Here is a 23,640-nt window from a genome sequence, read left to right on the forward strand (position 1 = left end):
AGCGTAGACAGTGTAAAATAAATGCAGGATTATACTAAAGAATTAGGATTATAGTAATCCTCTGTTTTTATATATTTTTAACATACGGGGGGTGAAAACGTTGAAGAATATCTTATTCGTATGCACAGGGAATACCTGTCGCAGTCCAATGGCTGAAGGGATGCTACGTAAGTTGGCTGCTGAGCATGGGCTAGAACTGGAAGTGCGTTCTGCGGGAGTAGCCGCGATGGAAGGCACGCCGATATCCCGACATGCAGAGGAGGTTCTACGTGATCACGGTATATCCGATCAGATCACTTCAACCCCTTTGAGCGACGGGCTTGCCGGGTGGGCGCATCTGATCTTAACCTTGACGCAAGGACATAAACAGCACGTAATTCAGCGCTTTCCCCAAACGGCGGGAAAAGTATTTACGCTTAAGGAATATGTGGAGAACCGGGATGCGGTGTTGAATGATGTACAGGAGTTGGATGGTTTATATGCTTCACAGCAGTTGATGGCTTCACTCGGACAAGAGCTATCGGCACAAGAGCGTGAACGAATGATTGAATTACACCAACGGATTCCGGGCTTTGATATTTCAGATCCGTTTGGCGGTTCGCGAGAGGACTACGATGTCACAGCTGCGGAAATCCGTACGGCGCTGCATAAGCTGCTGGACAAGCTAAAGGCTTCTTCCGAATAAAATTGGTATTACTCATCTGTTTTGTACGGAATCTGTTGATTTTCGGCGGTTAATCCGTTAAGATAAGGTGGAAAAATGAGAATCCGATGTAACTGGCGACAAAAGTGGGATTAACCACGATGGAGCATCGGATATACGGCCGGTCGCCTGGGCAAAAGAGCAATTCCACATAGGTGTGGACTGCTCTTTTTTTCATATACAAGTTATGCCAGATTTTTAGCTGAGAGTTGATTCCTTTAAAGGTTCTTCCATTTTTTCTGCTCGAAATCTGAAACATCGGCTATAATATAGTCAGATTGTGATCAGGAGAGAGTGTGTTGAACTTGGGGCATGAGACCGTGCCTAGTCTCTGAGAGGCTGTTCAACCAAAGGAGGTTCCAATGGTGGGACAATTGGATCATGAGATTTCGCTGGAAGCACAGACCACTTCTGTCGTGCGGGAAATCGCAGAAGCAGCCAGTCTCAAGGCTGGCCGCCTGCTAGTTATTGGCGCTAGCACAAGTGAAGTGGCTGGAAGTCGGATTGGTACGGCGGGAGCGCTCGATGTGGCTCAGCAACTGTTGTCTGGAGTAGAGTCCGTTCGCAGGGAGTATGGCTTTGATGTGGCGTTTCAATGCTGTGAGCATTTGAACCGAGCGCTGGTCGTTGAACGTGCTGTGCTGGAGCGACTGGGACTGATGGAGGTTGCAGCTGTTCCTGTTCGTACAGCAGGAGGCTCTATGGGCACCGTCGCCTATCGTTCTATGAGTGACGCGTGTTTGGCGGCGAACGTGCAGGCTCATGCCGGGATAGATATCGGCGAAACGCTGATTGGCATGCATCTGCGACCCATTGCTGTTCCATTTCGCCCAAGTTTTCGCTGGATTGGCGAAGCACGTGTGACAGCGGCGTTCACCCGTCCTCCACTTATTGGTGGACAACGGGCAGTGTATAGTCTGGAGCAAGAAGTCGGTGGAAACTGCGATTAGCATTTGGCATGGCGGCATGTTTGTACTAATCTTTTTTGCATTGATGATGAGGTACCCAACAGAGGAGCAGGCGTTTGCTTGTATACCCAACAATTGACTATGGAGAGGGAGTAATCAATCATGATGGAACACCTGCGTAAAAGTGACCCAGCAGTGATGGAAGCAATGGGACTTGAACTGAAACGACAACGCCACAATATCGAGCTAATCGCATCCGAGAACATTGTCAGTGAAGCAGTAATGGAAGCGATGGGCTCCGTGCTGACGAATAAATATGCTGAAGGTTATCCAAATAAACGCTACTATGGTGGCTGTGAGCATGTAGATATCGTTGAAGACATCGCACGTGACCGCGCAAAAGAACTGTTCGGCGCCGAGCATGCTAACGTGCAGCCTCACTCTGGAGCACAAGCCAACATGGCGGTGTATCTGGCAGCTCTCAAACCTGGAGATACTGTACTGGGTATGAATCTGGCGCATGGTGGCCATTTAACACACGGAAGTCCGGTTAACGCTTCCGGCTTGTTGTATAACTTTGCTGCTTACGGTGTACGCGAAGACAACTTCCGCATCGACTACGATGAAGTGCGCAAGGCAGCCTTTAAGCACCGCCCTCGTCTGATTGTAGCTGGCGCGAGTGCATATCCGCGTACTATAGATTTTGAAGCTTTTGCTTCCATTGCCAATGATGTAGGTGCTCTGTTCATGGTGGATATGGCACATATCGCAGGTCTCGTGGCAGCGGGAATTCACCCGAGTCCAGTTCCGCATGCCCAATTTGTAACAACAACGACACACAAAACGCTGCGTGGTCCGCGTGGGGGTCTGATTCTGACTCGCAAAGCATGGGCGCAAGCGATTGATAAAGCTATTTTCCCTGGTACTCAAGGGGGGCCACTGATGCATGTGATCGCGTCCAAAGCGGTTGCTTTGGGTGAAGCGCTCCAGCCATCGTTCAAAACCTATGCGCAAAACGTAGTTCGCAACGCACAGGTGCTGGCTGAAACACTGCTGGCTGAGGGGATTAACATTGTATCCGGTGGTACGGATAACCATCTGATGCTGTTGGATACGCGCAATTTGAATATCACAGGTAAAGAAGCGGAGCATGTATTGGATTCCGTGGGCATCACGGTCAATAAAAACGCAATTCCTTTTGACCCGACCAGCCCATTCGTAACAAGCGGAATTCGTATTGGTACACCTGCTGCAACATCTCGTGGTATGGATGAAGAGGCTATGGTCAAAATCGGTAAAATCATTGCCGAAACCCTCAAAAACCCGAAAGATGATACTGTATTGTCCAAAGCAAGCCAAGCGGTTGGCGAGTTGACAGACAAGTTCCCGATTTATCCAGGAACTCAATACTAATTCATCGACATTCATAATCTTTATGTTATAGGCTGTTTTCCTTCCGTAAGCCGGAGGAGAACAGTCTTTTTTTGCTTCCGAACGACTCGAAACTTACATTTTTGGGTAATAAGCGATTACAGTAAGGGTTTATGCGCGCGCTATTCTTCATGATCTACGACAAAGGAGTGATTGCATTGAGTCAAAGAAAATCCGCGCAATTATTGCAGCAAATCGTATTTGTAGGACCGATGGCGTTGTTTTTCGTCTTGATTATGGTCATTCCGTTCCTGCTGGGGTTGTATTATTCCATGACGAACTGGGATGGAGTATCTGAAAATATTCGATGGCTCGGGCTAGGGAATTACGTTCATATTTTTAGGGATGATCCAGATTTCCGTAATGCATTCTGGTTTACGGTCCGGTTTACCGTATGTGGTGTCATTCTGACAAACCTGATTGGCTTTTTCCTAGCCTATGCACTTACCAAACCGTTGCGTACCCGTAATGCACTGCGAACTGTATTTTTTATGCCCAATATGATTGGCGGCTTGCTGCTCGGCTTTATCTGGCAATTTATATTTGTACGCGGCTTTTCTGCAGTAGGTGAGGCAACAGGGCTTTCTTTTTTTAAACTGCCGTGGCTGGGTGATGGGCCAACTGCTTTTTGGGGAACTGTCATTGTGTTTGTGTGGCAATATGCAGGTTATCTTATGGTTATTTACATATCCTCGTTAAATAATGTCCCGCATGCCCTTATTGAATCGGCCCAAATCGACGGTGCAAGCCGAAGACAGATTTTGCGTCATATCGTAGTGCCACTTATTATGCCAGCGGTGACCGTCTGCTTGTTCTTGGCGATATCCTGGTCCTTTAAAGTATTTGAGTTGAATTTGGCTCTCACGAAGGGGGGACCTTTCAAGTCGACAGAGTCTGTAGCGTTGGACATATATAATGAAGCGTTTACAAATAATCGACTTGGATTGGGGACTGCCAAAGCTATGATTTTCTTTGTGGTCGTTGCAATCATTACCAGCATTCAGGTGCGTCTCACGAAGAAAAAGGAGGTCGAAATGTAATGGGAAAAACGTCAAACTATCGTTTGGGCACATGGGCTGCTGAAATATTGCTAATTGTGATCGGGTTAATCTTTCTGGTTCCGTTTTATTTTTTGCTCGTAAACTCCGTTAAATCCTTTGGCGACATTTTGGCCCATTCCGCTTCGTGGCCGACAACCTTCCGTTTTGAAAACTATGCTAACGCCTGGAATAAAATAAACTTTCCCACAGCACTGGGGAATTCACTGATTGTCACGATCGTCAGTAATGCGCTTTTGCTGCTAATCAGCTCGATGGCTGCTTACCAGATGGTTCGGCATGACACTCGTTTTAATCGGTTCCTATTCGGTTTGCTTGTGGCTGCGATGGTAGTTCCCTTTCAATCGATTATGTTGCCGCTTATGGAAGTGTCTAACGTATTGAGCTTGAACAACAGTATACCGGGACTGATCTTATGTTATCTGGGTTTTGGAGCGCCTTTATCCGTTTTTCTATTTCATGGCTTTATTAAAACGGTACCTATTGAGATCGAGCAGGCGGCAAGGGTGGACGGTTCATCCCGGTACGGGGTGTTCTTTCGCATCGTTTGTCCACTGCTGCTGCCTATGTTCGTAACCGTGCTTATCTTGAATACCTTATGGATCTGGAATGACTATCTGTTGCCTTCACTCATTTTGAATGATCCTGAGCTTCGCACCATTCCGATTGCAACCTATATGTTGTTTGGTCAGTACACCAAGCAATGGGACTTGGCGCTGCCAGCACTGGTGTTGGGGATCACGCCAATTGTTGTGTTTTTTCTGGTGATGCAAAAATACATCGTTTCTGGCATTGCAGCCGGTGCGGTCAAAGGCTGATGGGAGGGATAGTCGATGAAAAAAACAGCGTTACTTGTCATCTCCTTGATGGTGCTGCTCGCATGTACACTTGCAGGTTGTGGAAATACGAAGGCTCAACAGAGTGAGACGAAAACGATACACATTTATCAATTCAAAGTAGAGATATCGGAACCGTTAAACAAGCTGAAGGCTGAATATGAAAAGACCCACCCTGGCATCAAGCTGGATATCCAATCTGTCGGTGGTGGTACGGACTATGGTGCTTCGTTGAAGGCTAAATTCGCATCAGGCGATCAGCCGGACATTTTTACAAATGAGGGCTACCAGGATCGCGATACGTGGTTGGAGTACTTGGAGGATTTGTCGGATCAGCCATGGGTGAAAGATCTGGACGATTTCGCTCGTAAGCCGATGACGGTTAACGGTAAAATTTATGGACAGCCTATGAACCTAGAAGGATTTGGATTTGTTTATAACAAGGATTTGTTTAAAAAAGCGGGCATAACCAAACTGCCTCAGACGATAGATGAACTGGAGGAAGCAGCCAAGCGACTGAAAGCGGCAGGGATTATACCTTTTGCTAACGGGTATGCGGAATGGTGGGTTCTGGGGAACCATTTTATCAATATCCCGTTTGCCAGACAGCCGAACCCGGAAAGTTATGTTGAGGATTTAAACAAAGGAACGGCTCGCATCCCCGGTAACCCCGTGTTCGATCAGTGGGTGAAGTTGCTTGACCTGACTATAAAGTATGGGAACCGCAATCCGCTCACGACGGACTACAATACACAAGTGACACTGTTTTCGACAGGTAAGGCTGCTATGATGCACCAGGGGAACTGGACGCAACCGCAAATGGATGGAATTAATCCTAACTTGAATTTGGGTATTCTGCCTGCGCCTATAGACAATGATCCCTCCACAGGAGGTAGACTCGCGGTGGGAGTGGCCTCGAACTGGGTGGTCAATAAAAATTCGCCTGTGAAGCGGGAGGCAAAAGAATTCCTCAATTGGTTGGTCACATCAGAAACAGGCAAGCATTATATCACCAAGGAATTTAAGTTTGTTCCTGCCTTCAAAAGTATCACGTCCAGTGACGAGACGACCGGTGCTCTAGGTGCAGAAATATCTCGGCATGTGAGGGAAGGCAAGATATGGAGTTGGAACTTTCAACGCTTCCCGAAAGGGCTAAATCAGGATTTAAGCAGTAGTATGCAAGCCTATATTGCAGGAGTTATAACGAAGGACGAAATGCTTCAGCAATTTCAGGGAGCATGGGACAATTTGAAGTATAGATAAAAGAATACCGCTGCATGAGGAAGCAAAGGCTATAGCATGGACAGGAAGTTTAAAGCCAGCAGGCTTTGACGGTCAAGTGCCGTCAGGGCCTTTTTGATGTGGTTTTATGTGACGAAAGTCACACGTAAAGCGGTCCTATTAAGTATTTTACATGTCATATCTTTCCCTTGACAAAAGGTTACGGTGGCAGGTGTTAAATCAATCAAGGGAATGTTATAATAAACAGGATTTACAGGCACGCATTGCATCTGTGCTTATTTGGTTTGTGCAAATAGGTTACATAGATCCTTTCGACTCAGGATAGTTCGATATGCTGGCGCGAAAGAACGTGACGATAATACCGGAGGGAATATATTATGGCGAAACTGGTGGTTTGCGATCACCCTTTGATCCAACACAAACTTACATTTATCCGCGATGTGCGGACCAACACCAAGGATTTCCGCGAGCTGGTGGATGAAGTAGCAACATTGATGGCTTATGAAATTACACGGGATATCCCGCTGGAAAGCATTACGGTGCAGACACCGGTTGCTGAGACAGAAGGTAAAGTGATTTCAGGACGTATGCTGGGTCTTATTCCGATTCTGCGTGCAGGCTTGGGTATGCTGGATGGCGTAGTAAAGCTGCTGCCTGCAGCAAAGGTAGGCCATGTGGGACTGTTCCGCGATCCTGAGACGCTGCAACCCGTAGAATACTATACGAAGCTGCCTACAGATGTAACTGAGCGCGAATTGATCGTGATTGATCCGATGCTTGCAACGGGTGGCTCGGCAATTGCGGCAATTGATGTGTTGAAAAAGAGAGGCTGTACTCAAATTAAAATGATGAATCTGATTGCTGCTCCTGAAGGAGTCAAAGCTGTGCAGGATGCGCATCCTGATGTAGACATCTATGTCGCTGCACTGGACGAGCGTCTGGATGATCATGGGTACATCATTCCGGGTCTTGGCGACGCGGGAGACCGCTTGTACGGAACCAAGTAGACTGCCCTTGGCGGTTCGGAAAAATCTATGGACGTTATGACAGGTCGTTTTTCTGAATAATGGAAGATCTGTGAAGCGGACATTTATTATGAAAAGGGGTTCAACAGAAAATGTCTAAAATCAAAGTGATGACAATTTTTGGTGTGCGTCCGGAAGCGATTAAGATGGCTCCTCTTATTTTGGAGCTTCAGCGTCACCCGGAGCATATCGAGTCCGTGGTATGCGTTACGGCTCAACATCGCCAGATGCTTGATCAGGTTCTGGAAGTTTTCAATATTCACCCTGACTATGATCTGGATGTAATGAAGGATCGCCAGACACTAAATGAAATCTCGATGCGGGTACTTCAAGGTCTTGAACCTGTATTGCGTGAGGCCAAGCCCGATATCGTGTTGGTTCACGGCGATACGCTGACCACTTTCCTCGCCAGCTATGCAGCCTTTATGCAGCAGATTGAAGTAGGGCATGTGGAAGCGGGTTTGCGGACGTGGAACAAGCTTTCTCCATATCCTGAAGAAATGAACCGTCAGCTCACAGGCGTGCTGTCTGATCTGCATTTCTCGCCTACTTCTTTATCGGCTGGAAATTTGCGGAAGGAAAACAAGCCTGAATCGCGAATATATGTTACAGGCAATACAGTAACTGATGTATTTCAGTATACGGTTCGCCAGGATTACGAGCACCCTGTACTGGATTGGGCTCAGGGCAAACGCCTGATTCTTATGACAGCACATCGCCGGGAATCTCAAGGGGAACCGCATCGTCAGATTTTTAATGCGGTTAAGCGAATTGCGGATGAGTTTGAGGATATCGCTATTGTTTATCCGGTTCATCCAAGTCCGGCAGTGAAGGAACCTGCATTTGAGATTTTAGGCAACCATCCGCGTATTAAGCTGATTGATCCGCTGGATGTCGTGGATCTGCACAATTTTTATCCACATACACATCTGATCCTTACGGATTCCGGTGGGCTTCAGGAAGAAGCACCTTCGTTCGGAGTACCTGTTCTGGTGCTGCGTGATACGACTGAAAGACCGGAAGGAATTGAAGCGGGCACCTTGGAACTGGTGGGTACGAGTGAAGAGAACGTGTACAATCGGACTAAGGCACTTTTGACAGATTCCGCGTTGTACGAATCTATGAGTCAGGCAGCGAATCCTTACGGCGATGGACAAGCGTCAGTAAGAATTGTCAATGCGATTTTGCACCATTATGGTGTTCAAACTGAACGTCCTGAGGAATTTCACACAATGTTCACAAAAGGTGTTCGTCCGATATAATTATTCTTTACAAGGCAAGCATACAGTTAAACTGTACGGTTACCAAGGGATACAGCAATTTAAGATGCTTTGTCGTTTGATTTTATACTTTAGGGCACTAAAATATCTCAATTGACAAAGCATCTTATATTTAAGTAAAATGGACTGGAATTGCAGGGGTGACATGGAAAAGTGGTCAAACCTTCCAAGCAAAACAACAACCGAAATAACACCGGAAATGCCTTTAAGGCTATAGGACTGGTGAGCGCGATCGGCATTGATTTGGCGATATGCACACTGGGTGGTTTCTATGTCGGAAAATGGATTGATGCCAAACTTGGTGGCTCCGGAATTTGGATTGGCGTAAGCGTTCTCGCAGGCTTGGTTGTAGGCGCATTAAGTATTGCCCTTGTGATCGGAAAGGTACTGAGGGATAACCATGAATGAGATGACCCGTATGCAAAAAATGTTATGGATCGTAGCGCTTGGTATTATGGCTCTGTGTTTCCTGGTCTCCGCCTTCATGCCCCAACATCGTGACATTGCTCACGGAATCATTCTGGGAACGGGAGTAAGCTGTCTTAATGTGCTGTATATGGCCTACAAAATTCGACAGGTTGCGAGTGCAGCCGCCGGTGAAGGCAAGAAGAAAAAGGTGGGCATTGGCTTTGGCGTTCGAGTAGGGACCTCTATTTTGGCAGTAGTGCTGGCGCTAGAATTTCCGGCCTATTTCCATGAGATCGCTGTAATGGCAAGCCTGGTGACTGGACAATTTCTTCTTTTAATTATAGGCATCATATTCGCGCTACAGGAAAAATGATGGCTCAACTGAGAAAGGGGTGAGAAAACATGTTGCATGAATCACCGATTATCGAATTGGGCGGGTTTAACATTGACTTGTCCGTCATTATTATGCTTATTGTGACTTGTGCGATTGTATTTGGACTGGCATTTGCTGCAACGCGCAATTTGTCTGTGGACAATCCAAGCAAGCTGCAAAATTTTATGGAATGGGTCGTAGAATTCGTTCAAGGACTGATTACCAGCACGATGGATTTGAAAAAAGGGAAGCCATTCCTCTCCTTGGGGATGACGCTGATCATGTTCATTTTCGTAGGGAATATGCTGGGCTTACCGTTCGGGATTGTGACCGAATTCGATAATGCGCAAAGTGCCCAAGTATTTGGACATGAAATCATTCCAGTCAAAGAAGCATTAGAACAAGCACAGGCGTCTCACCCGGGCGAAGTTGCCCATGTAGGCATCAGCTGGTGGAAATCACCTACCGCAGATGCAGGGGTATCCATTGGATTGGCTTTGATGATCTTTGTCCTGGTTCATTTCCTGGGGATCTTCCGTAATACCAAAGCTTACTTCAAGCATTACGTTCAGCCATTTCCATTCTTTTTGCCAATTAACTTGATTGAGCAGTTCTCAAAACTGTTGACACATGGTATGCGTCTATTCGGTAATATTTTTGCCGGCGAAGTTTTGATCAGTGTTCTGCTGAAATTGACAGCACTTGGTGTAGGAGGCTGGATTGCTTCCGTATTGGGACTCGTTGTCTGGCAAGGGTTTAGTATTTTTGTCGGCAGTATTCAGGCGTTCGTCTTCACCATTTTGACGTTCGTATATATTTCACAGGCAATTGACACGCATGAAGAAGAGCATTAGGTAAATTTAGTTTCGGGTTTTTAGTTAAGTTCAGGAGTACGCTTCGCTCTTAACTGCAAATACATGTACAACACAAATACACATCTCTAAGGAGGATTTTTAAATGGGAGCTTGGGCATTAATAGCAGCAGCTATCGCAGTAGGTTTGGGTGCGCTCGGCGCAGGTATTGGTAACGGTCTGATCGTAAGTAAAACAGTTGAAGGTATCGCTCGTCAGCCTGAGGCTAAATCAACTTTGCAAACGGTAATGTTTATCGGTGTAGGTCTGGTTGAAGCCTTGCCTATTATCGGGGTCGTTCTGGCGTTTATTTTCTACGCTAAGGCATAATAATTTGAAACTTGCAAGGTTTGGCGGGGAAGGCCACAGCCATCCGCGCCTTCTTTGTTGCTTGGCTTAAGAGAATACTAGGACCGACGTTCACCGGAAAGGAGTGACTTCAATTGAGTTTAAATTGGACAAGTATCGTTTTCACAATCATTGCATTTTTGATCTTGTACTGGTTACTGACGCGTTATGCATTCGGCCCTCTCTTTTCCGTTATGGAGAAGCGCCGTCAGCTTGTATTACAGCAAATGAATGAAGCGGCACAGACGCGTGAACAGGCTGCTGCTTATGTTGAGGAGCAAAAGCAGGCTCTCCAGCAGGCACGTAAGGAAGCGTACGACATTATTGAGCAGTCAAAACAAACAGGTAACAAACAAGCGGAGCAAATTATTGTTCAGGCTAAAGACGAAGCTGTCCGCCTGAAAGACGAAGCTGTTCGTGAAATCACAAGCGAGCGTAATAAGGCGGTTGCCGAACTGCGCAGCGAAGTGGGTAAAGCTTCGGTACAAATTGCTTCCAAGCTGATTCAAAAGGAAATCAAGGAAGACCAAGTCCAGGGAGAGCTTGTCGACCAATACCTTAAAGAGGTAGGAGGCAAAGCATGAGCCGGGATACGGTAGTTGCCAAACGGTATGCGAAAGCTTTGTTTGAAGTGGCAGAGCAAGAACAGACCATTATGGAAACCGAGCAGGAGCTACGTGCTTTTGTAGAGGCTGTATCGGGGGATGCTGAAATCCGTAAATTCATTAATTCTCCTAACATTACGGAAGCGGTCAAGCTTCAAGTTCTAGCTAACAGTTTTGAAGGCAAGTTGTCTGCCTCGCTAATTAACACGATCAAGCTGTTGATTCAGCGTAGTAGAGCAGATTTGTTCGAATCTCTCCTTGCCGGATACCTCGATATTCAGGAATACAAGCTGGGACTTGCTCATGCAAAGGTGTATTCGACTTATGCTTTAAGTGATCAGGAAAAAACAGCGGTAGCCGAGCAATTCGGAGCCCGTGAACATAAAACAATCCGTGTGGAAAATATAGTGGACCCGAGTCTGCTGGGCGGATTGAAAGTGGTTATCGGCGATACACTGTACGACGGCAGTCTGGCCGGCAAGCTGGATCGTCTCGAGAAATCCTTTAACAGACGAGTATAGAAGATAGGGGTGAACACACTTGAGTATCAAACCTGAGGAAATCAGTTCATTGATTAAAAGTCAGATTGAACAATATAAAAATGATATCGAGGTCGTTGAAGTCGGCACCGTTGTTGAAGTCGGCGACGGTATTGCCCGCGTCTACGGACTGGAAAAAGTTATGGCCGGTGAATTGGTTGAATTCGACACTGGCGTATTGGGCTTGGCGCTCAACGTGGAAGAAAGCAATGTCGGTGTTGTTATTTTGGGTCAATTCTCTGACATTCGTGAAGGCGGTCAAGTAAAACGTACAGGTCAGATCATGCAGGTCCCTGTAGGGGAAGCACTGATCGGACGTGTAGTTAACCCACTGGGACAACCAGTAGACGGTAAAGGACCGATTGCTACAACAGAATTCCGTCCGGTTGAAAGTCAGGCTCCAGGTGTTATGGCCCGTAAATCGGTACATGAGCCTATGCAGACGGGGATTAAAGCTATTGATGCGATGGTTCCGATTGGTCGTGGTCAACGTGAGTTGATCATCGGTGACCGTCAAACAGGTAAAACTTCTATTGCAATTGATGCAATTTTGAACCAAAAAGGTAACGGCATGAAATGTATTTATGTCGCTATTGGTCAAAAACAATCCACGGTAGCTCAAGTTGTTGAAACATTGCGTCGTCACGGTGCGCTGGAATACACGATTGTCGTTACGGCATCTGCTTCCGAACCATCACCATTGCTGTACATTGCTCCTTACTCTGGTTGTGCCATGGGTGAGTATTTCATGTACAAAGGCGAGCATGTCCTTGTTGTTTATGATGACTTGACTAAACAAGCGTCTGCTTACCGGGAACTGTCCCTGTTGCTGCGTCGTCCACCGGGTCGTGAAGCTTATCCGGGTGACGTTTTCTATCTTCACTCTCGCTTGCTGGAACGTGCAGCGAAGCTGAATGATGAGTTGGGCGGCGGATCACTTACCGCATTGCCGTTCATCGAGACACAGGCTTCCGACGTTTCTGCATATATCCCAACTAACGTTATTTCCATCACGGATGGACAGATCTTCCTGGAAGCTGACTTGTTCTATGCAGGGCAACGTCCAGCGATCAACGTAGGTATTTCCGTATCTCGTGTAGGTGGTTCTGCTCAGATTAAAGCAATGAAAAAGGTAGCAGGTTCTCTGCGTCTGGATCTTGCTCAATATCGTGAGCTTCAAGCGTTCTCCCAATTCGGGTCAGACTTGGATAAATCCACTAAAGCCCGTCTGGATCGCGGCGCACGCATGATGGAAATTCTGAAACAGGGCGTTAACCAACCGCTTGCTGTAGAGCAACAAGTAGTAAGCTTGTATACTGCTGTAAAAGGCTTCCTTGATGATATCCCTGTAGCGGATGTAAAACGTTTTGAAAAAGACTTCCTGTCTTTCATGGTGTCTGACCATCAGGATGTGCTTCAATCTATCCGCGACACGAAAGACTTGGTTGCTGATAACGAAGCGGCTTTGAAGGCGGCTATCGAGAAATTCAAAAAATCATTCGCCACGTCGGTTTAATACATTGGAATTTGCCTGTTTATGATGAAAGATGTCCTAAGGAAGCGTGCCCTCCGGGTTTTGGCTTCCTTGGCATGTTTTACCCTCAATAACAGGCCCTTTAACATATGTCCGGCTGGATTTGAATCTTACGAAGTGCTTAGACTTGGTCCAAGCTAAGGGATTGCTTACGAAGTTAGCTTTGGCTTTGCTAGAGCTTAAAGGTGGTGAAATCATGGCAAAAGGTATGCGCGAGATTAAACGTCAGATTAAAAGTGTGCAGAGTACGAAGCAGATCACGAAAGCGATGGAAATGGTCGCTGCATCCAAGCTGAGAAAAGCTCAGGAGAAAGCGGAGTCGGCTCGTCCTTACTCGGAAAAGCTTAAGGAAGTTGTGAGTAGCATTGCTTCTGGAGCGAATAACATCAAGCATCCAATGCTGGAAACGCGTCCGGTTAAAAAGACTGCTTATCTCATCATTACATCTGATCGTGGTCTGGCTGGTGGTTATAACGCCAATATTTTACGACAGGTTACGCAGACAATTTCTGAACGTCACCGTTCACAGGATGAATTTGTGATTTTCATCATTGGGCGAAAAGGACGGGATTATTTCAGACGTCGTGAATTCCCTATCGCTGAATCGGTAACAGACCTGTCAGATACACCTGCTTTTGCAGATATCAAAACGATTGCAAGCAAGGCTGTACAAGGCTTTGAACTTAAAGAATTTGATGAGCTTTATCTATGCTATAACCGCTTTGTCAACGCATTGACTCAAATTCCAACAGTTGATCGTCTGTTACCAATGGCAACACCGGATTCAACAACAGCTTCATCCTCAATTAACTATGAGTATGAGCCTTCACCAGAAGGAGTGCTGGAAGTATTGCTGCCGCGTTACGCGGAAACGCTCATTTACGGCGCTTTGCTGGATGGTAAAGCTAGTGAACTGGGAGCGAAGATGACGGCGATGGGATCTGCTACGAAGAATGCTTCCAAGTTAATTGGTGAGCTTTCCTTGACCTATAACCGTGCTCGTCAAGCGGCTATTACCCAGGAAATTACGGAAATCGTTGCAGGGGCAAGCGCTCAGTCTTAATCCGGCTTGTTGCGACTGTTTTATAGCATGTCTACACTATTATGATAAATTGCGGGCGCAAAACAAATCAGAGTGGTTCGGATTTGCGGCTGTGCAAGCTTGTAGGAGGGAAACCAAAAGATGAACAAAGGACGCGTAGTGAGCATCATGGGTCCGGTTGTCGACGTTGAGTTCGAACGTGGACAGCTCCCGGAAATCCTGAATGCCATTCATATTGGGACTGTGCTGGAGAGCGGAGTCAAAATTGACCTGACGCTCGAAGCTTCAAAACATCTAGGTGACAACCGTGTGCGTTGTATTGCCATGTCTTCCACAGATGGTCTGGTTCGTGGAGCTGAAGCCATAGATCTGGGAGCACCTATTTCAGTACCTGTCGGTGAAGCTACTCTTGGACGCGTATTTAACGTACTTGGAACGCCAATTGATAATGGTGCTGATATGAGTGAAACGGCTAGAAATCCGATTCACCGTCAAGCTCCTTCTTTCGATGAACTGACAACTCAAGCAGAGATGCTCGAAACAGGTATTAAAGTTATCGACTTGCTGGCTCCTTATGCCAAAGGTGGTAAAGTCGGATTGTTTGGTGGTGCTGGTGTAGGTAAAACCGTAACCATTCAAGAATTGATTAACAATATCGCTCAGGAGCATGGTGGTATTTCTGTATTTGCGGGTGTAGGTGAACGCACACGTGAAGGAAATGACTTGTATCATGAAATGAGAGATTCCGGCGTTATCAACAAAACAGCGATGGTGTTCGGACAAATGAACGAGCCTCCGGGTGCACGTTTGCGCGTAGCCCTCACAGGTCTGACGATGGCGGAATACTTCCGTGACCAAGAAGGCCGTGACGTGTTGCTCTTTATTGATAACATTTTCCGCTTTACTCAAGCAGGTTCTGAGGTTTCGGCCCTGTTGGGACGTATGCCTTCAGCAGTAGGTTACCAGCCTACGCTGGCTACTGAGATGGGTCAATTGCAAGAACGGATTACTTCTACTAAAAAAGGTTCTGTTACTTCCATTCAGGCGATCTATGTGCCTGCGGATGACTACACTGACCCGGCTCCTGCTACGACGTTTGCCCATTTGGATGCTACAACGAATCTGGAACGTAAAATTTCCGAAATGGGTATTTACCCGGCGGTTGATCCACTCGCATCAAGCTCCCGTATTTTGGCTCCAGACGTTGTGGGTGAGGAGCATTACAATGTAGCGCAGGGGGTAAAACAAATTTTGGCCCGCTACAATGAGCTTCAGGATATCATTGCCATCCTGGGTATGGACGAGCTGAGTGAAGAAGATAAAATGTTGGTAGCACGTGCACGTAAAATCCAGCGTTTTCTTTCTCAACCTTTCCACGTTGCCGAAGCATTTAACGGCTTCCCAGGTAAATATGTGCCGGTTAAAGAAACTGTACGAAGCTTCAAAGAAATTCTGGAAGGCAAGTATGACCATCTTCCAGAAGCGGCTTTCCTTTTTGTAGGAGCCATCGAAGAAGCAGTTGAAAAAGCTAAAACGTTGTAAACAACAGGCAAAGAATAGCCGAGCCTTACGAAGTGAGCTGTCTGCGAACAGCTTCCAGGAGGGATTCAAGTGAGCACGTATTTACTAGAGATTGTGACGCCGGAGCGCCTGGTCTATACAGAACAGGTAAACAGCATCAGTGTTCGCGGCTCGGAAGGCGATCTTGGGATTTTACCCGGACACCTTCCCTTGGTCACTCCCTTGAAGATTGCACCGATACGCATTAAAATCGGTGGTCAAACCGAAGTGATCGCGGTCAATGGGGGCTTTCTTGAAGTCCGCAAGGATAAAGTGGTCATTTTGGCTGAGAGTGCGGAACGTTCCGAAGAAATTGATGTGGAGCGTGCCCGTGCGGCAAGGGAGCGGGCAGAACTGCGGCTCCAGAGCAAACAGGAACAGATAGATCACCATCGGGCAGAAGTAGCTCTGCAACGGGCGCTTAACCGTTTAAATGCTACAAGCATCAGAACCAATAAGAATTAATATTGGATTTTAAGTGGAATTTTAAAAGGGTTCGGCATAGTATACGGATGGAACGATAAGGAGACCACTTCATAACTTCTGCCAAAGAATGTCCGGTAGAAGGTGAGGGAGAGCCTTGCTTCCTTCGATCACTGTGAGCGGGCCCTTTTTTAGCTGTTATTACCAAATGTATAGTCCTATTTCTTGCCCGGCTGCTAGGTATTTAGTACCTTTTAAATTCACGAAACAGAAGTGATTAATCACATTTTGTCGAAATAAATGTCCTAAAAACAGAAATAGCACTGGCATATTAGGCGTTCGCCGAGTATTATAAAGAAGTCTGTGACGCAGATGGGAGGAATTATGGTTGAACGGGAAACAGCAATTGGCTGAACAGCTAAGTCAATCGGCGAGTATGACCGCGCTGATCTCCATGATCGTGTCGCTTATCTGTATAGCGTTAGCTTGGTGGGCTTTACAGAGCTTAAAGCTGGATTTGTTAATTCGGCAACCCAAAGGACCGCAGGGCAGATTGCTGCACTTGTTCCTTGCTATAATTTTGGGACAGTTGGTTTCTGGGTTCCTGTTGAGTTACATCTCTTGGAGCCAGATGCTCTAGAATTTGTTTTAACATGAAGTAGGCGGGTTATATGACCTTATGACTGTGTCTCTGCGGGAATTGTCGAATAACATCGCGTCATATTGTTAACAATGGTAAACAAAAGAACCATACATGTATAGCTGGCTGAATCAGTTAGAGTACAATGGTCGTCAAGTACAAAAAACGCTTGTATACTTGTTTTAATCAGTGGTATGATGGCAGTTAGGGTATTAGTAAAATCTTGTTTTTTTATGTAATGAAAAAGCAAGGCATGAAAATAGCGGAATATGTTCTTTTTTTCCAGAATGGAAAAGGGAAATGACGCGCGGAGGGAACCATAGATGAGCAAATTTATCGTCCGCGGTGGCAACAGATTGACCGGGAGTGTCAAAGTCAGCGGAGCCAAAAACTCAGTTCTGCCGATCATCGCCGCTTCTCTGCTAGGAGAAGAAGGAGAAAGTGTTATTATTGATGCACCTCCTCTAGACGATGTGATGACCATTAACAAAGTGTTGGAGTCCTTAGGAGCAGGCGTTACATACCAAGATGAGGTCATTCGTGTTGACGCGCGGAAGATAATTTCCTGTGAAGCCCCTTACGAGTGGGTTAGGAAAATGCGCGCGTCATTCTTGGTTATGGGGCCGCTGCTTACACGTTTGGGACGTACAAGAATCTCGCTTCCAGGCGGATGCGCAATCGGAACGCGACCAATTGATCAGCATTTAAAGGGTTTTGAGGCATTGGGCGCGGAGATTAGCCTAGGCCAAGGTTTTATTGAAGCTAAAAGTAACGGGCGTCTGCGTGGAGCTAAAGTTTATTTGGATGTAGCCAGCGTAGGAGCAACCGAGAATATTATGATGGCTGCTACTCTTGCTGAGGGTGTAACTACCATCGAGAATGCTGCTAAGGAACCTGAGATTGTTGATCTCGCGAATTTCCTGAATGGAATGGGTGCCAAAGTACGCGGTGCGGGCACGGGCGTTATTCGTATTGAAGGCGTTGAGAAGCTGCATGGTGTAAAACATACTGTCATTCCCGACCGGGTAGAAGCAGGTACTTATATGGTTGCTGCTGCGATCACAGGCGGGAACGTATATGTAGAAGGCGCAATATCCGATCATTTGGGACCGGTTATTTCCAAGATGGAAGAAATGGGTGTAACCATTCAACCTGATGAGAACGGAATTCGTGTCATTGCAGATAAGCCGTTAAAGGCCGTTGATGTTAAAACATTGCCTTATCCTGGTTTTCCTACCGATATGCAGTCTCAGATGATGGCACTTCAACTTGCCGCTGAAGGAACGAGCATTATTACGGAAACCGTGTTTGAAAATCGTTTCATGCATGTGGATGAATTTCATCTCATGAATGCGGAAATTAAGGTCGAAGGTCGTTCCGCCATTGTAACTGGTAATGCTAAGCTGACAGGTGCGAAAGTAACCTCTACAGATTTGCGTGCAGGTGCTGCGTTAATTCTGACCGGACTCATTGCGGAAGGTACAACGGAGGTATCCGGCGTACATCACATCGATCGTGGTTATGTTCATTTGGCTGAGAAGCTGACTGGATTGGGAGCGGACATTTACAGAGTGACCGTGGAAGAGTCCAAACTGGATCATTCACCCAGTACAGAGCGCGTGATGCCAGAAGAGACGTCAGGGAATCTGTTTAAGAAGATCCAGCCTTCCCTCGCCTAAGCTTTAACGTATGTAGCTTCAAGTTGCATAAGTATATTCTTGAACAACGAAGAACCAAGTCCGAAAGGGCTTGGTTTTTTGTTGTTTACAGTCAGTCTTTTTTCATTCTTTCAGTTCTCTTAAAATGGTTCTATCAAAGTGGACGACTTCATATGATTGAAAATATCTGCTGGAGTATATCTGTACTTCCAGCCGGACACTTAGCCCTTTGATGGAGGTTTCAGCCTATGAAAGATTCACAGGTTCGCATCCGTATACCCATTCATCATCCTAAGGAACATCGCCAGGCTTCACTTGCGGAGGAAGGCTCTGGCTCTATAGCTACTTCGTTACAGAAAAATAAGCTTAGGCAACAGCAGCCGGACACAAGAGGTACATTGCCGACTGGCGTCAAGCCCAATCGGCGTACAACAGCGGTCCCTTCCGCTGTGCACTCCGTTGATACGGCTCTGCCTATCGCTGGAGCAACGGTCCATGACACACGCGCTGCAAGCCCGCTGCAGGTGCCGCTGCCGCATCTGCGTCCTTCCGCCGGGCGTGCCCCGCGCTGGGGCAGCCCCCGCACGTGGCTGCCATTCGCCGCCATGGCAGGGGTTCTGGTGCTTGCCATGGCTGTGCCCGCGCTAATGGCGTGGCCTCGCCAGACGGCGCAGCCGGTGCCGCCTAGCAGTCGCACGGCAGCACCGGCTGCACCTAGCGTAACCGCAAAGGGCGAGACACCCGTAACGCGCTTGCCAGGCGTCCCGCCCATACCGGCGGTGCCCGCTGCTCCAGCGCGCACCGTGCCGGTGGCGGCAGAGCCGGACGTGCGCGTGTACGTCACGTCTACCGGTCGCACGGAGACGTTACCGCTGGAGCAATACATTGTCGGCGTAGTAGCCGCCGAAATGCCGCCTAGCTTCGAGGGCGAGGCACTAAAAGCACAGGCTATTGCTGCGCGTACCTTCATTGCCCGGCGTTTGCTAGCTGATGACACTAGCGGTGCCCCGGCGGGAGCAGATGTGACGGATACCGTTAAACATCAGGCTTATATCTCCAAAGCTAAACTTACTAGAGAGTGGGGTCATTCTGGTAAATCTGCAGAGCTGGCTAAAATTCAGCAGGCTGTACGAGACACCAAGGATACGATCATGGTATATGAGGGGAAGCCCATTACCGCTTCTTTTTTTTCTACTAGCAACGGCTATACCGAAAATTCAGAGGATGTATGGGCGAAGGCAGTACCCTATTTACGAAGCGTGTCAAGTCCATGGGACAAGCAGTTGGCCCCACGTTATACAGATACCGTCACACTGAGTCGTCAGAGTGTGTTCGATAGATTGGGGTTGAGTCGTACTTCGATAGCTGCTTCTACTGGAGGAGGGAGTATGCCAGAGATTCGTATACTCTCCAAGACAGAAGGACATCGCATTAAGAAGATTGAGGTTGGTGGCTCAATCTTTACAGGGCCGGAAATCCGTAACAAACTGGGGTTGCGTTCGGCTGAGTTTACGTGGAAGGCTGAAGGGGACCGAATTGCTATAACAACCTATGGTTATGGTCATGGTGTTGGTATGAGTCAGTGGGGAGCCAATGGAATGGCCAAGGAAGGTCATACTGCCACTCAAATTCTCCTTCACTATTATACTGGCATTTCTTTTGCGCAAGCCTCTCGTATTCTAAGTTAGTAAATATTTCGAAACTTTGAAGTATAAAAGAGTTGCACCCGGTAACACTGGTTACTGAGGTGATGAGCAAATGAATGAACAAAATAAAAACCAGAACCAAAACCATGAAGAAACACCCAAAACCTTTCAGGGTGGAAGAGCTTCACGGCCGTCTTCGTGGAAAAAGCTGTTGTCCAAAAGGTGGGCATACCCGGCAGCCTACATTGCCGCAGCAGCCATTATACTAACCTTAGTGTGGGTCTATCAGGATGCCAGCCAGAAGTCTTTCAAACCTGACCCAGCTAGTCCATCGGTACAAAGCACAAGTGCAGTGAATACCGATGTTAACGGACAACAGCCAGAAAGCGTGGAAGTAGTTGCCCAGTCGGAAAATATCGCATGGCCAGTGGCAGATGCTGGCGCAGTACAGGTCGTAAAGCCGTTCTTTGATGAGAACGCGACCGCTGATGAGCAGGCGGCAGCTATGGTAGAGTACGATAAAACATTTACCGCTAACACTGGAATTGATCTTTCCCGGGCCGACGATCAGGCGTTTGAAGTGAGAGCCGCCCTTAGTGGCAAAGTATCTCGTGTGGAACAACATCCGCTGGTAGGTAATGTCGTAGAAATCACGCATGATAATAATCTCAAAACTGTGTACCAAAGCTTGAGTGATCTGAAAGTAAAAGAAGGCGATCAAGTGAAACAAAATGATGTGATTGGTTCAGCGGGTCGTAACGAGCTTGAAAAGGATTTGAAAACACATCTGCATTTTGAAGTGTATCAGGATGACAAGCCGGTGAATCCAGCAGGTCTGCTTCCTAAGAAATAAATTTGGTCATGGCTTTGCATGCAAAGCGGGGAATCCATATTCCCTGCTTTTTTCTTGTGTAGTTTTTGTGCATAAGGTAAACATAAGCTGCTTTTGCCAAATAAATAGGCCTTCCGAAGCATGTCTTCCCGCCAAACCGCGAATATATAGGCACGCTCCTCATATAATGTACCAAACTATCCACAGTAGGGAGGCGGGAGCGTGCACGATTACATCAAGGAACGGACCATCAAAATCGGTCGCTGTATCGTGGAAACAAGGAATACGGTCCGTACGATTGCCAAGGAATTTGGTGTCTCCAAGAGCACGGTGCATAAAGATCTGACCGAACGGCTGCCTGAAATCAACCCGGATCTTGCCGATCAGGTGAAGCACATTCTCGAATACCATAAATCCATCCGCCATCTGCGGGGAGGAGAAGCAACGAAAATTAAGTACAAAAAAACGAGTGGCAAACGAAGGGAGATTCTTGTTTCCGGCAAGTCCTAAAAATATATAGTGAATTGGCTGGCAAAGCCATTGAATCAACCCCCTGAAGTATGATATGTTAAAAGATGGTACAAGACGAAAAATGACATGTAACCGTAGGTTTATACATATATTTGCCGCTTCTTGTCGAATCTTAGCTTTTTAAAATATCACTTTGGGGGCCTTTTTAATATGTTCAGTAATGATATCGGTATCGACCTCGGTACGGCCAACGTGCTTATCCACGTCAAAGGGAAGGGGGTTGTTCTTGACGAACCTTCCGTTGTCGCGATAGAAAGCGATACAAAAAGAGTTCTGGCTGTCGGAGAGGAAGCGCGCCGTATGGTGGGACGTACTCCTGGTAATATCATAGCCATCCGTCCATTACGTGATGGTGTCATCGCCGATTTTGAAGTAACAGAAGCGATGTTAAAATATTTTATCAATCGGGTAGGGGGAAAAAGCTGGTACAGCCACCCTCGTATTCTAATTTGTGCGCCGACGAACATTACCTCAGTGGAGCAAAAAGCGATTCGTGAAGCGGCGGAGCGTAGCGGGGCCAAGGAAGTATTTTTGGAGGAAGAACCAAAAGCGGCTGCCATCGGGGCAGGAATGGATATTTTTGAGCCTAGCGGCAACATGGTAGTGGATATTGGTGGCGGAACGACTGACGTTGCAGTCCTCTCTATGGGGGATGTCGTAACAGCTTCTTCCATTAAAATGGCAGGGGACAAATTTGATACAGCCATCATGAAATATGTAAAAACGAAGTACAAGCTTCTGATCGGGGAACGTACGGCTGAGGATATCAAGATTGCTATCGGAACCGTGCATCCGAGCGGACGTCGTGCAGAAATGGACATCCGTGGACGGGATATGGTATCCGGATTGCCTAAAACGTTAAGTATTTCTGCGGATGAAGTGCAGGATGCGCTTAGAGATCCTGTGTCGGCGATTGTTGCTGCGGCCAAGTTTGTATTGGAGCAGACCCCACCGGAACTGTCAGCTGATATTATTGACCGTGGTGTTATTTTGACTGGTGGCGGTGCCTTGCTTAGCGGATTGGACGAGCTGCTTGCTGAAGAACTGCGTGTTCCGGTACTGGTTGCTGAAGATCCGATGCATTGTGTTGTTAAAGGTACAGGAATTATGCTGGATAATTTGGATCATGTGGTTAAGAAAAAGTTCTAATCTGCCGATAGTGACTATAAGAGACTCGTGTGCGGTCAGTCAGGTTGCCTAGCATTTTGGTTTTCATGCCTCCGCGCGAGCATATGATTTTAGCAGAGTATAGGATTGGGGTGCACGATACATGTTGAGAGGTTTATATACTGCGGCCGCCGGATTGATGACACAACAACGACGCCATGACACCGTGACGCAAAATATTGCTAATATGAATACGACGGGATACAAACAGGAGAACAGTGTTCAGCGTTCTTTCCCCGAAATGCTTATTTCCATGACGGGTGGTAACCCTGATAACCCGGACCGTACGGTCGGCAAGCTCAATACTGGCGTTTTTGCTGAGGAAAGCCTCTCCCCTTACATTCAGGGAGCATTAAAGGATAGTGGACAAGCGACGGATTTTGCGATACAGTCCAATATTAATGTGAACGACCCAGCTACTGGTCAACCTATGGCTTTTGATCAGGCAGGGAAATTCGTCAATGCTAACGGTGAAGTCACCTACCGTCCAGAAGCGTTTTTTTCGGTGCGGGACAGTAATGGTAACGTTCGTTATACACGTGATGGACATTTTCAAGTAAATGGAGCGGGAGCATTGCTTTCATCGACTGGCTCAGCGGTGCTGGATACGAATGGAAAGCCAATTCAATTGACGGGGGCTGTCTCAGCGCTTAAAGTAAATGAGCGAGGCGAATTGGTAGATAGCCAGTCGAACCAGACATTAGGGACGACGCTCGGTATTAGTGTCATTGATCGTCCGTACCAGCTCGTTCGTGAGGGCAATGGGAATTTCCGCCTGAATGATACTGATGGTGCTACAGCTAGAATGATGACCGCTAATGATGCTGTGTCCGTTCGTCAAGGTTATCTGGAGGTATCTAATGTAGATGCTTCACAGTCGATGGTGGATATGATGGCTGCGTTAAGAGCGTATGAGGCGAATCAGAAGGTAATTCAATTTTACGATAAAAGCTTGGACAAGGCCGTTAATGAAGTAGGCCGTGTATAACAGGGGGTAAG

25 protein-coding genes and 1 riboswitch are annotated in these 23,640 nt (G+C 47.0%); all 25 genes read left to right on the plus strand.

Annotated elements, in window-relative coordinates:
• Window positions 1-100: 100 nt before the first annotated feature.
• The 25 genes from C1T21_RS04615 (at window position 101) to C1T21_RS04740 (ending at window position 23,629) form a co-directional block, all read left to right on the plus strand.
• Complete coding sequence (locus C1T21_RS04615; protein WP_103047399.1) at window positions 101-685, plus strand: low molecular weight protein arginine phosphatase; 585 nt, start codon at window positions 101-103, stop codon at window positions 683-685.
• A 78-nt stretch (window positions 686-763) separates the two neighbouring features.
• Window positions 764-845, plus strand: a riboswitch (ZMP/ZTP riboswitch).
• Between the two features lie 220 nt (window positions 846-1,065).
• Window positions 1,066-1,653: a TIGR01440 family protein gene (locus tag C1T21_RS04620; RefSeq protein ID WP_103047400.1), complete on the plus strand. Its 588-nt coding sequence runs from the start codon at window positions 1,066-1,068 to the stop codon at window positions 1,651-1,653.
• Window positions 1,654-1,773: 120 nt separating this feature from the next.
• Window positions 1,774-3,024 carry a serine hydroxymethyltransferase gene (locus C1T21_RS04625; RefSeq protein WP_013312336.1) on the plus strand — a complete coding sequence of 417 codons (1,251 nt, stop codon included), beginning with the start codon at window positions 1,774-1,776 and terminating at the stop codon, window positions 3,022-3,024.
• Between the two features lie 149 nt (window positions 3,025-3,173).
• Entirely contained in the window at window positions 3,174-4,082 is a 909-nt protein-coding gene (locus C1T21_RS04630; RefSeq protein ID WP_372238714.1) for a carbohydrate ABC transporter permease, read from the plus strand.
• Window positions 4,082-4,918 carry a carbohydrate ABC transporter permease gene (locus C1T21_RS04635; RefSeq protein ID WP_103047401.1) on the plus strand — a complete coding sequence of 279 codons (837 nt, stop codon included), beginning with the start codon at window positions 4,082-4,084 and terminating at the stop codon, window positions 4,916-4,918. The genes C1T21_RS04630 and C1T21_RS04635 overlap by 1 nt, the downstream gene beginning before the upstream one ends.
• 15 nt (window positions 4,919-4,933) lie before the next feature.
• Window positions 4,934-6,199, plus strand: coding sequence for an ABC transporter substrate-binding protein (locus C1T21_RS04640; RefSeq protein ID WP_103047402.1), 1,266 nt, complete (start codon window positions 4,934-4,936; stop codon window positions 6,197-6,199).
• A gap of 356 nt (window positions 6,200-6,555) precedes the next feature.
• Window positions 6,556-7,185, plus strand: coding sequence for a uracil phosphoribosyltransferase (gene upp, locus C1T21_RS04645; protein ID WP_013312332.1), 630 nt, complete (start codon window positions 6,556-6,558; stop codon window positions 7,183-7,185).
• 110 nt (window positions 7,186-7,295) lie between these two features.
• On the plus strand, window positions 7,296-8,465 hold the full coding sequence (gene wecB / locus C1T21_RS04650; protein ID WP_061832041.1) for a non-hydrolyzing UDP-N-acetylglucosamine 2-epimerase: 1,170 nt from the start codon (window positions 7,296-7,298) through the stop codon (window positions 8,463-8,465).
• A 171-nt stretch (window positions 8,466-8,636) separates the two neighbouring features.
• The gene (locus tag C1T21_RS04655; RefSeq protein WP_103047403.1) at window positions 8,637-8,891 is read left to right on the plus strand and encodes an AtpZ/AtpI family protein; all 255 of its coding nucleotides are present in this window, start codon (window positions 8,637-8,639) and stop codon (window positions 8,889-8,891) included.
• Complete coding sequence (locus C1T21_RS04660) at window positions 8,884-9,264, plus strand: ATP synthase subunit I (protein WP_103047404.1); 381 nt, start codon at window positions 8,884-8,886, stop codon at window positions 9,262-9,264. Before C1T21_RS04655 ends, C1T21_RS04660 begins: the two co-directional genes overlap by 8 nt.
• Before the next feature lie 29 nt (window positions 9,265-9,293).
• On the plus strand, window positions 9,294-10,118 hold the full coding sequence (gene atpB / locus C1T21_RS04665; protein WP_103047405.1) for a F0F1 ATP synthase subunit A: 825 nt from the start codon (window positions 9,294-9,296) through the stop codon (window positions 10,116-10,118).
• A gap of 103 nt (window positions 10,119-10,221) precedes the next feature.
• Window positions 10,222-10,446, plus strand: a complete 225-nt coding sequence (gene atpE, locus C1T21_RS04670; RefSeq protein WP_025683777.1) for a F0F1 ATP synthase subunit C — start codon at window positions 10,222-10,224, stop codon at window positions 10,444-10,446.
• A gap of 113 nt (window positions 10,447-10,559) precedes the next feature.
• On the plus strand, window positions 10,560-11,048 hold the full coding sequence (gene atpF, locus C1T21_RS04675; protein ID WP_023990709.1) for a F0F1 ATP synthase subunit B: 489 nt from the start codon (window positions 10,560-10,562) through the stop codon (window positions 11,046-11,048).
• Window positions 11,045-11,590: a F0F1 ATP synthase subunit delta gene (locus tag C1T21_RS04680; RefSeq protein WP_103047406.1), complete on the plus strand. Its 546-nt coding sequence runs from the start codon at window positions 11,045-11,047 to the stop codon at window positions 11,588-11,590. The genes atpF and C1T21_RS04680 overlap by 4 nt, the downstream gene beginning before the upstream one ends.
• A gap of 19 nt (window positions 11,591-11,609) precedes the next feature.
• A complete protein-coding gene (gene atpA, locus C1T21_RS04685) occupies window positions 11,610-13,124 on the plus strand; it encodes a F0F1 ATP synthase subunit alpha (protein ID WP_013312325.1) in 1,515 nt (504 codons plus the stop codon).
• A 214-nt stretch (window positions 13,125-13,338) separates the two neighbouring features.
• Complete coding sequence (gene atpG, locus C1T21_RS04690; protein WP_103047407.1) at window positions 13,339-14,205, plus strand: ATP synthase F1 subunit gamma; 867 nt, start codon at window positions 13,339-13,341, stop codon at window positions 14,203-14,205.
• 120 nt (window positions 14,206-14,325) lie between these two features.
• A complete protein-coding gene (atpD, locus tag C1T21_RS04695) occupies window positions 14,326-15,726 on the plus strand; it encodes a F0F1 ATP synthase subunit beta (protein ID WP_013312323.1) in 1,401 nt (466 codons plus the stop codon).
• A 69-nt stretch (window positions 15,727-15,795) separates the two neighbouring features.
• Window positions 15,796-16,209, plus strand: a complete 414-nt coding sequence (locus C1T21_RS04700) for a F0F1 ATP synthase subunit epsilon (RefSeq protein ID WP_013312322.1) — start codon at window positions 15,796-15,798, stop codon at window positions 16,207-16,209.
• A 346-nt stretch (window positions 16,210-16,555) separates the two neighbouring features.
• Complete coding sequence (locus C1T21_RS04710; RefSeq protein ID WP_013373430.1) at window positions 16,556-16,807, plus strand: DUF1146 family protein; 252 nt, start codon at window positions 16,556-16,558, stop codon at window positions 16,805-16,807.
• A gap of 323 nt (window positions 16,808-17,130) precedes the next feature.
• Entirely contained in the window at window positions 17,131-18,486 is a 1,356-nt protein-coding gene (murA, locus tag C1T21_RS04715) for a UDP-N-acetylglucosamine 1-carboxyvinyltransferase (RefSeq protein WP_013312320.1), read from the plus strand.
• A 227-nt stretch (window positions 18,487-18,713) separates the two neighbouring features.
• Entirely contained in the window at window positions 18,714-20,153 is a 1,440-nt protein-coding gene (gene spoIID / locus C1T21_RS04720) for a stage II sporulation protein D (RefSeq protein ID WP_103047408.1), read from the plus strand.
• A gap of 70 nt (window positions 20,154-20,223) precedes the next feature.
• Entirely contained in the window at window positions 20,224-20,964 is a 741-nt protein-coding gene (gene spoIIQ / locus C1T21_RS04725) for a stage II sporulation protein SpoIIQ (protein WP_103047409.1), read from the plus strand.
• A gap of 201 nt (window positions 20,965-21,165) precedes the next feature.
• Window positions 21,166-21,453 carry a sporulation transcriptional regulator SpoIIID gene (gene spoIIID, locus C1T21_RS04730; RefSeq protein WP_007432737.1) on the plus strand — a complete coding sequence of 96 codons (288 nt, stop codon included), beginning with the start codon at window positions 21,166-21,168 and terminating at the stop codon, window positions 21,451-21,453.
• Window positions 21,454-21,624: 171 nt separating this feature from the next.
• Window positions 21,625-22,623: a rod shape-determining protein gene (gene mreB, locus C1T21_RS04735; RefSeq protein ID WP_023990703.1), complete on the plus strand. Its 999-nt coding sequence runs from the start codon at window positions 21,625-21,627 to the stop codon at window positions 22,621-22,623.
• 121 nt (window positions 22,624-22,744) lie between these two features.
• Window positions 22,745-23,629 carry a flagellar hook-basal body protein gene (locus C1T21_RS04740; protein WP_103047410.1) on the plus strand — a complete coding sequence of 295 codons (885 nt, stop codon included), beginning with the start codon at window positions 22,745-22,747 and terminating at the stop codon, window positions 23,627-23,629.
• The last annotated feature ends 11 nt before the right edge of the window (window positions 23,630-23,640 follow it).

Source organism: Paenibacillus sp. F4, assembly GCF_002894905.1.
In the GTDB taxonomy this organism is placed as follows: domain Bacteria; phylum Bacillota; class Bacilli; order Paenibacillales; family Paenibacillaceae; genus Paenibacillus; species Paenibacillus polymyxa_B.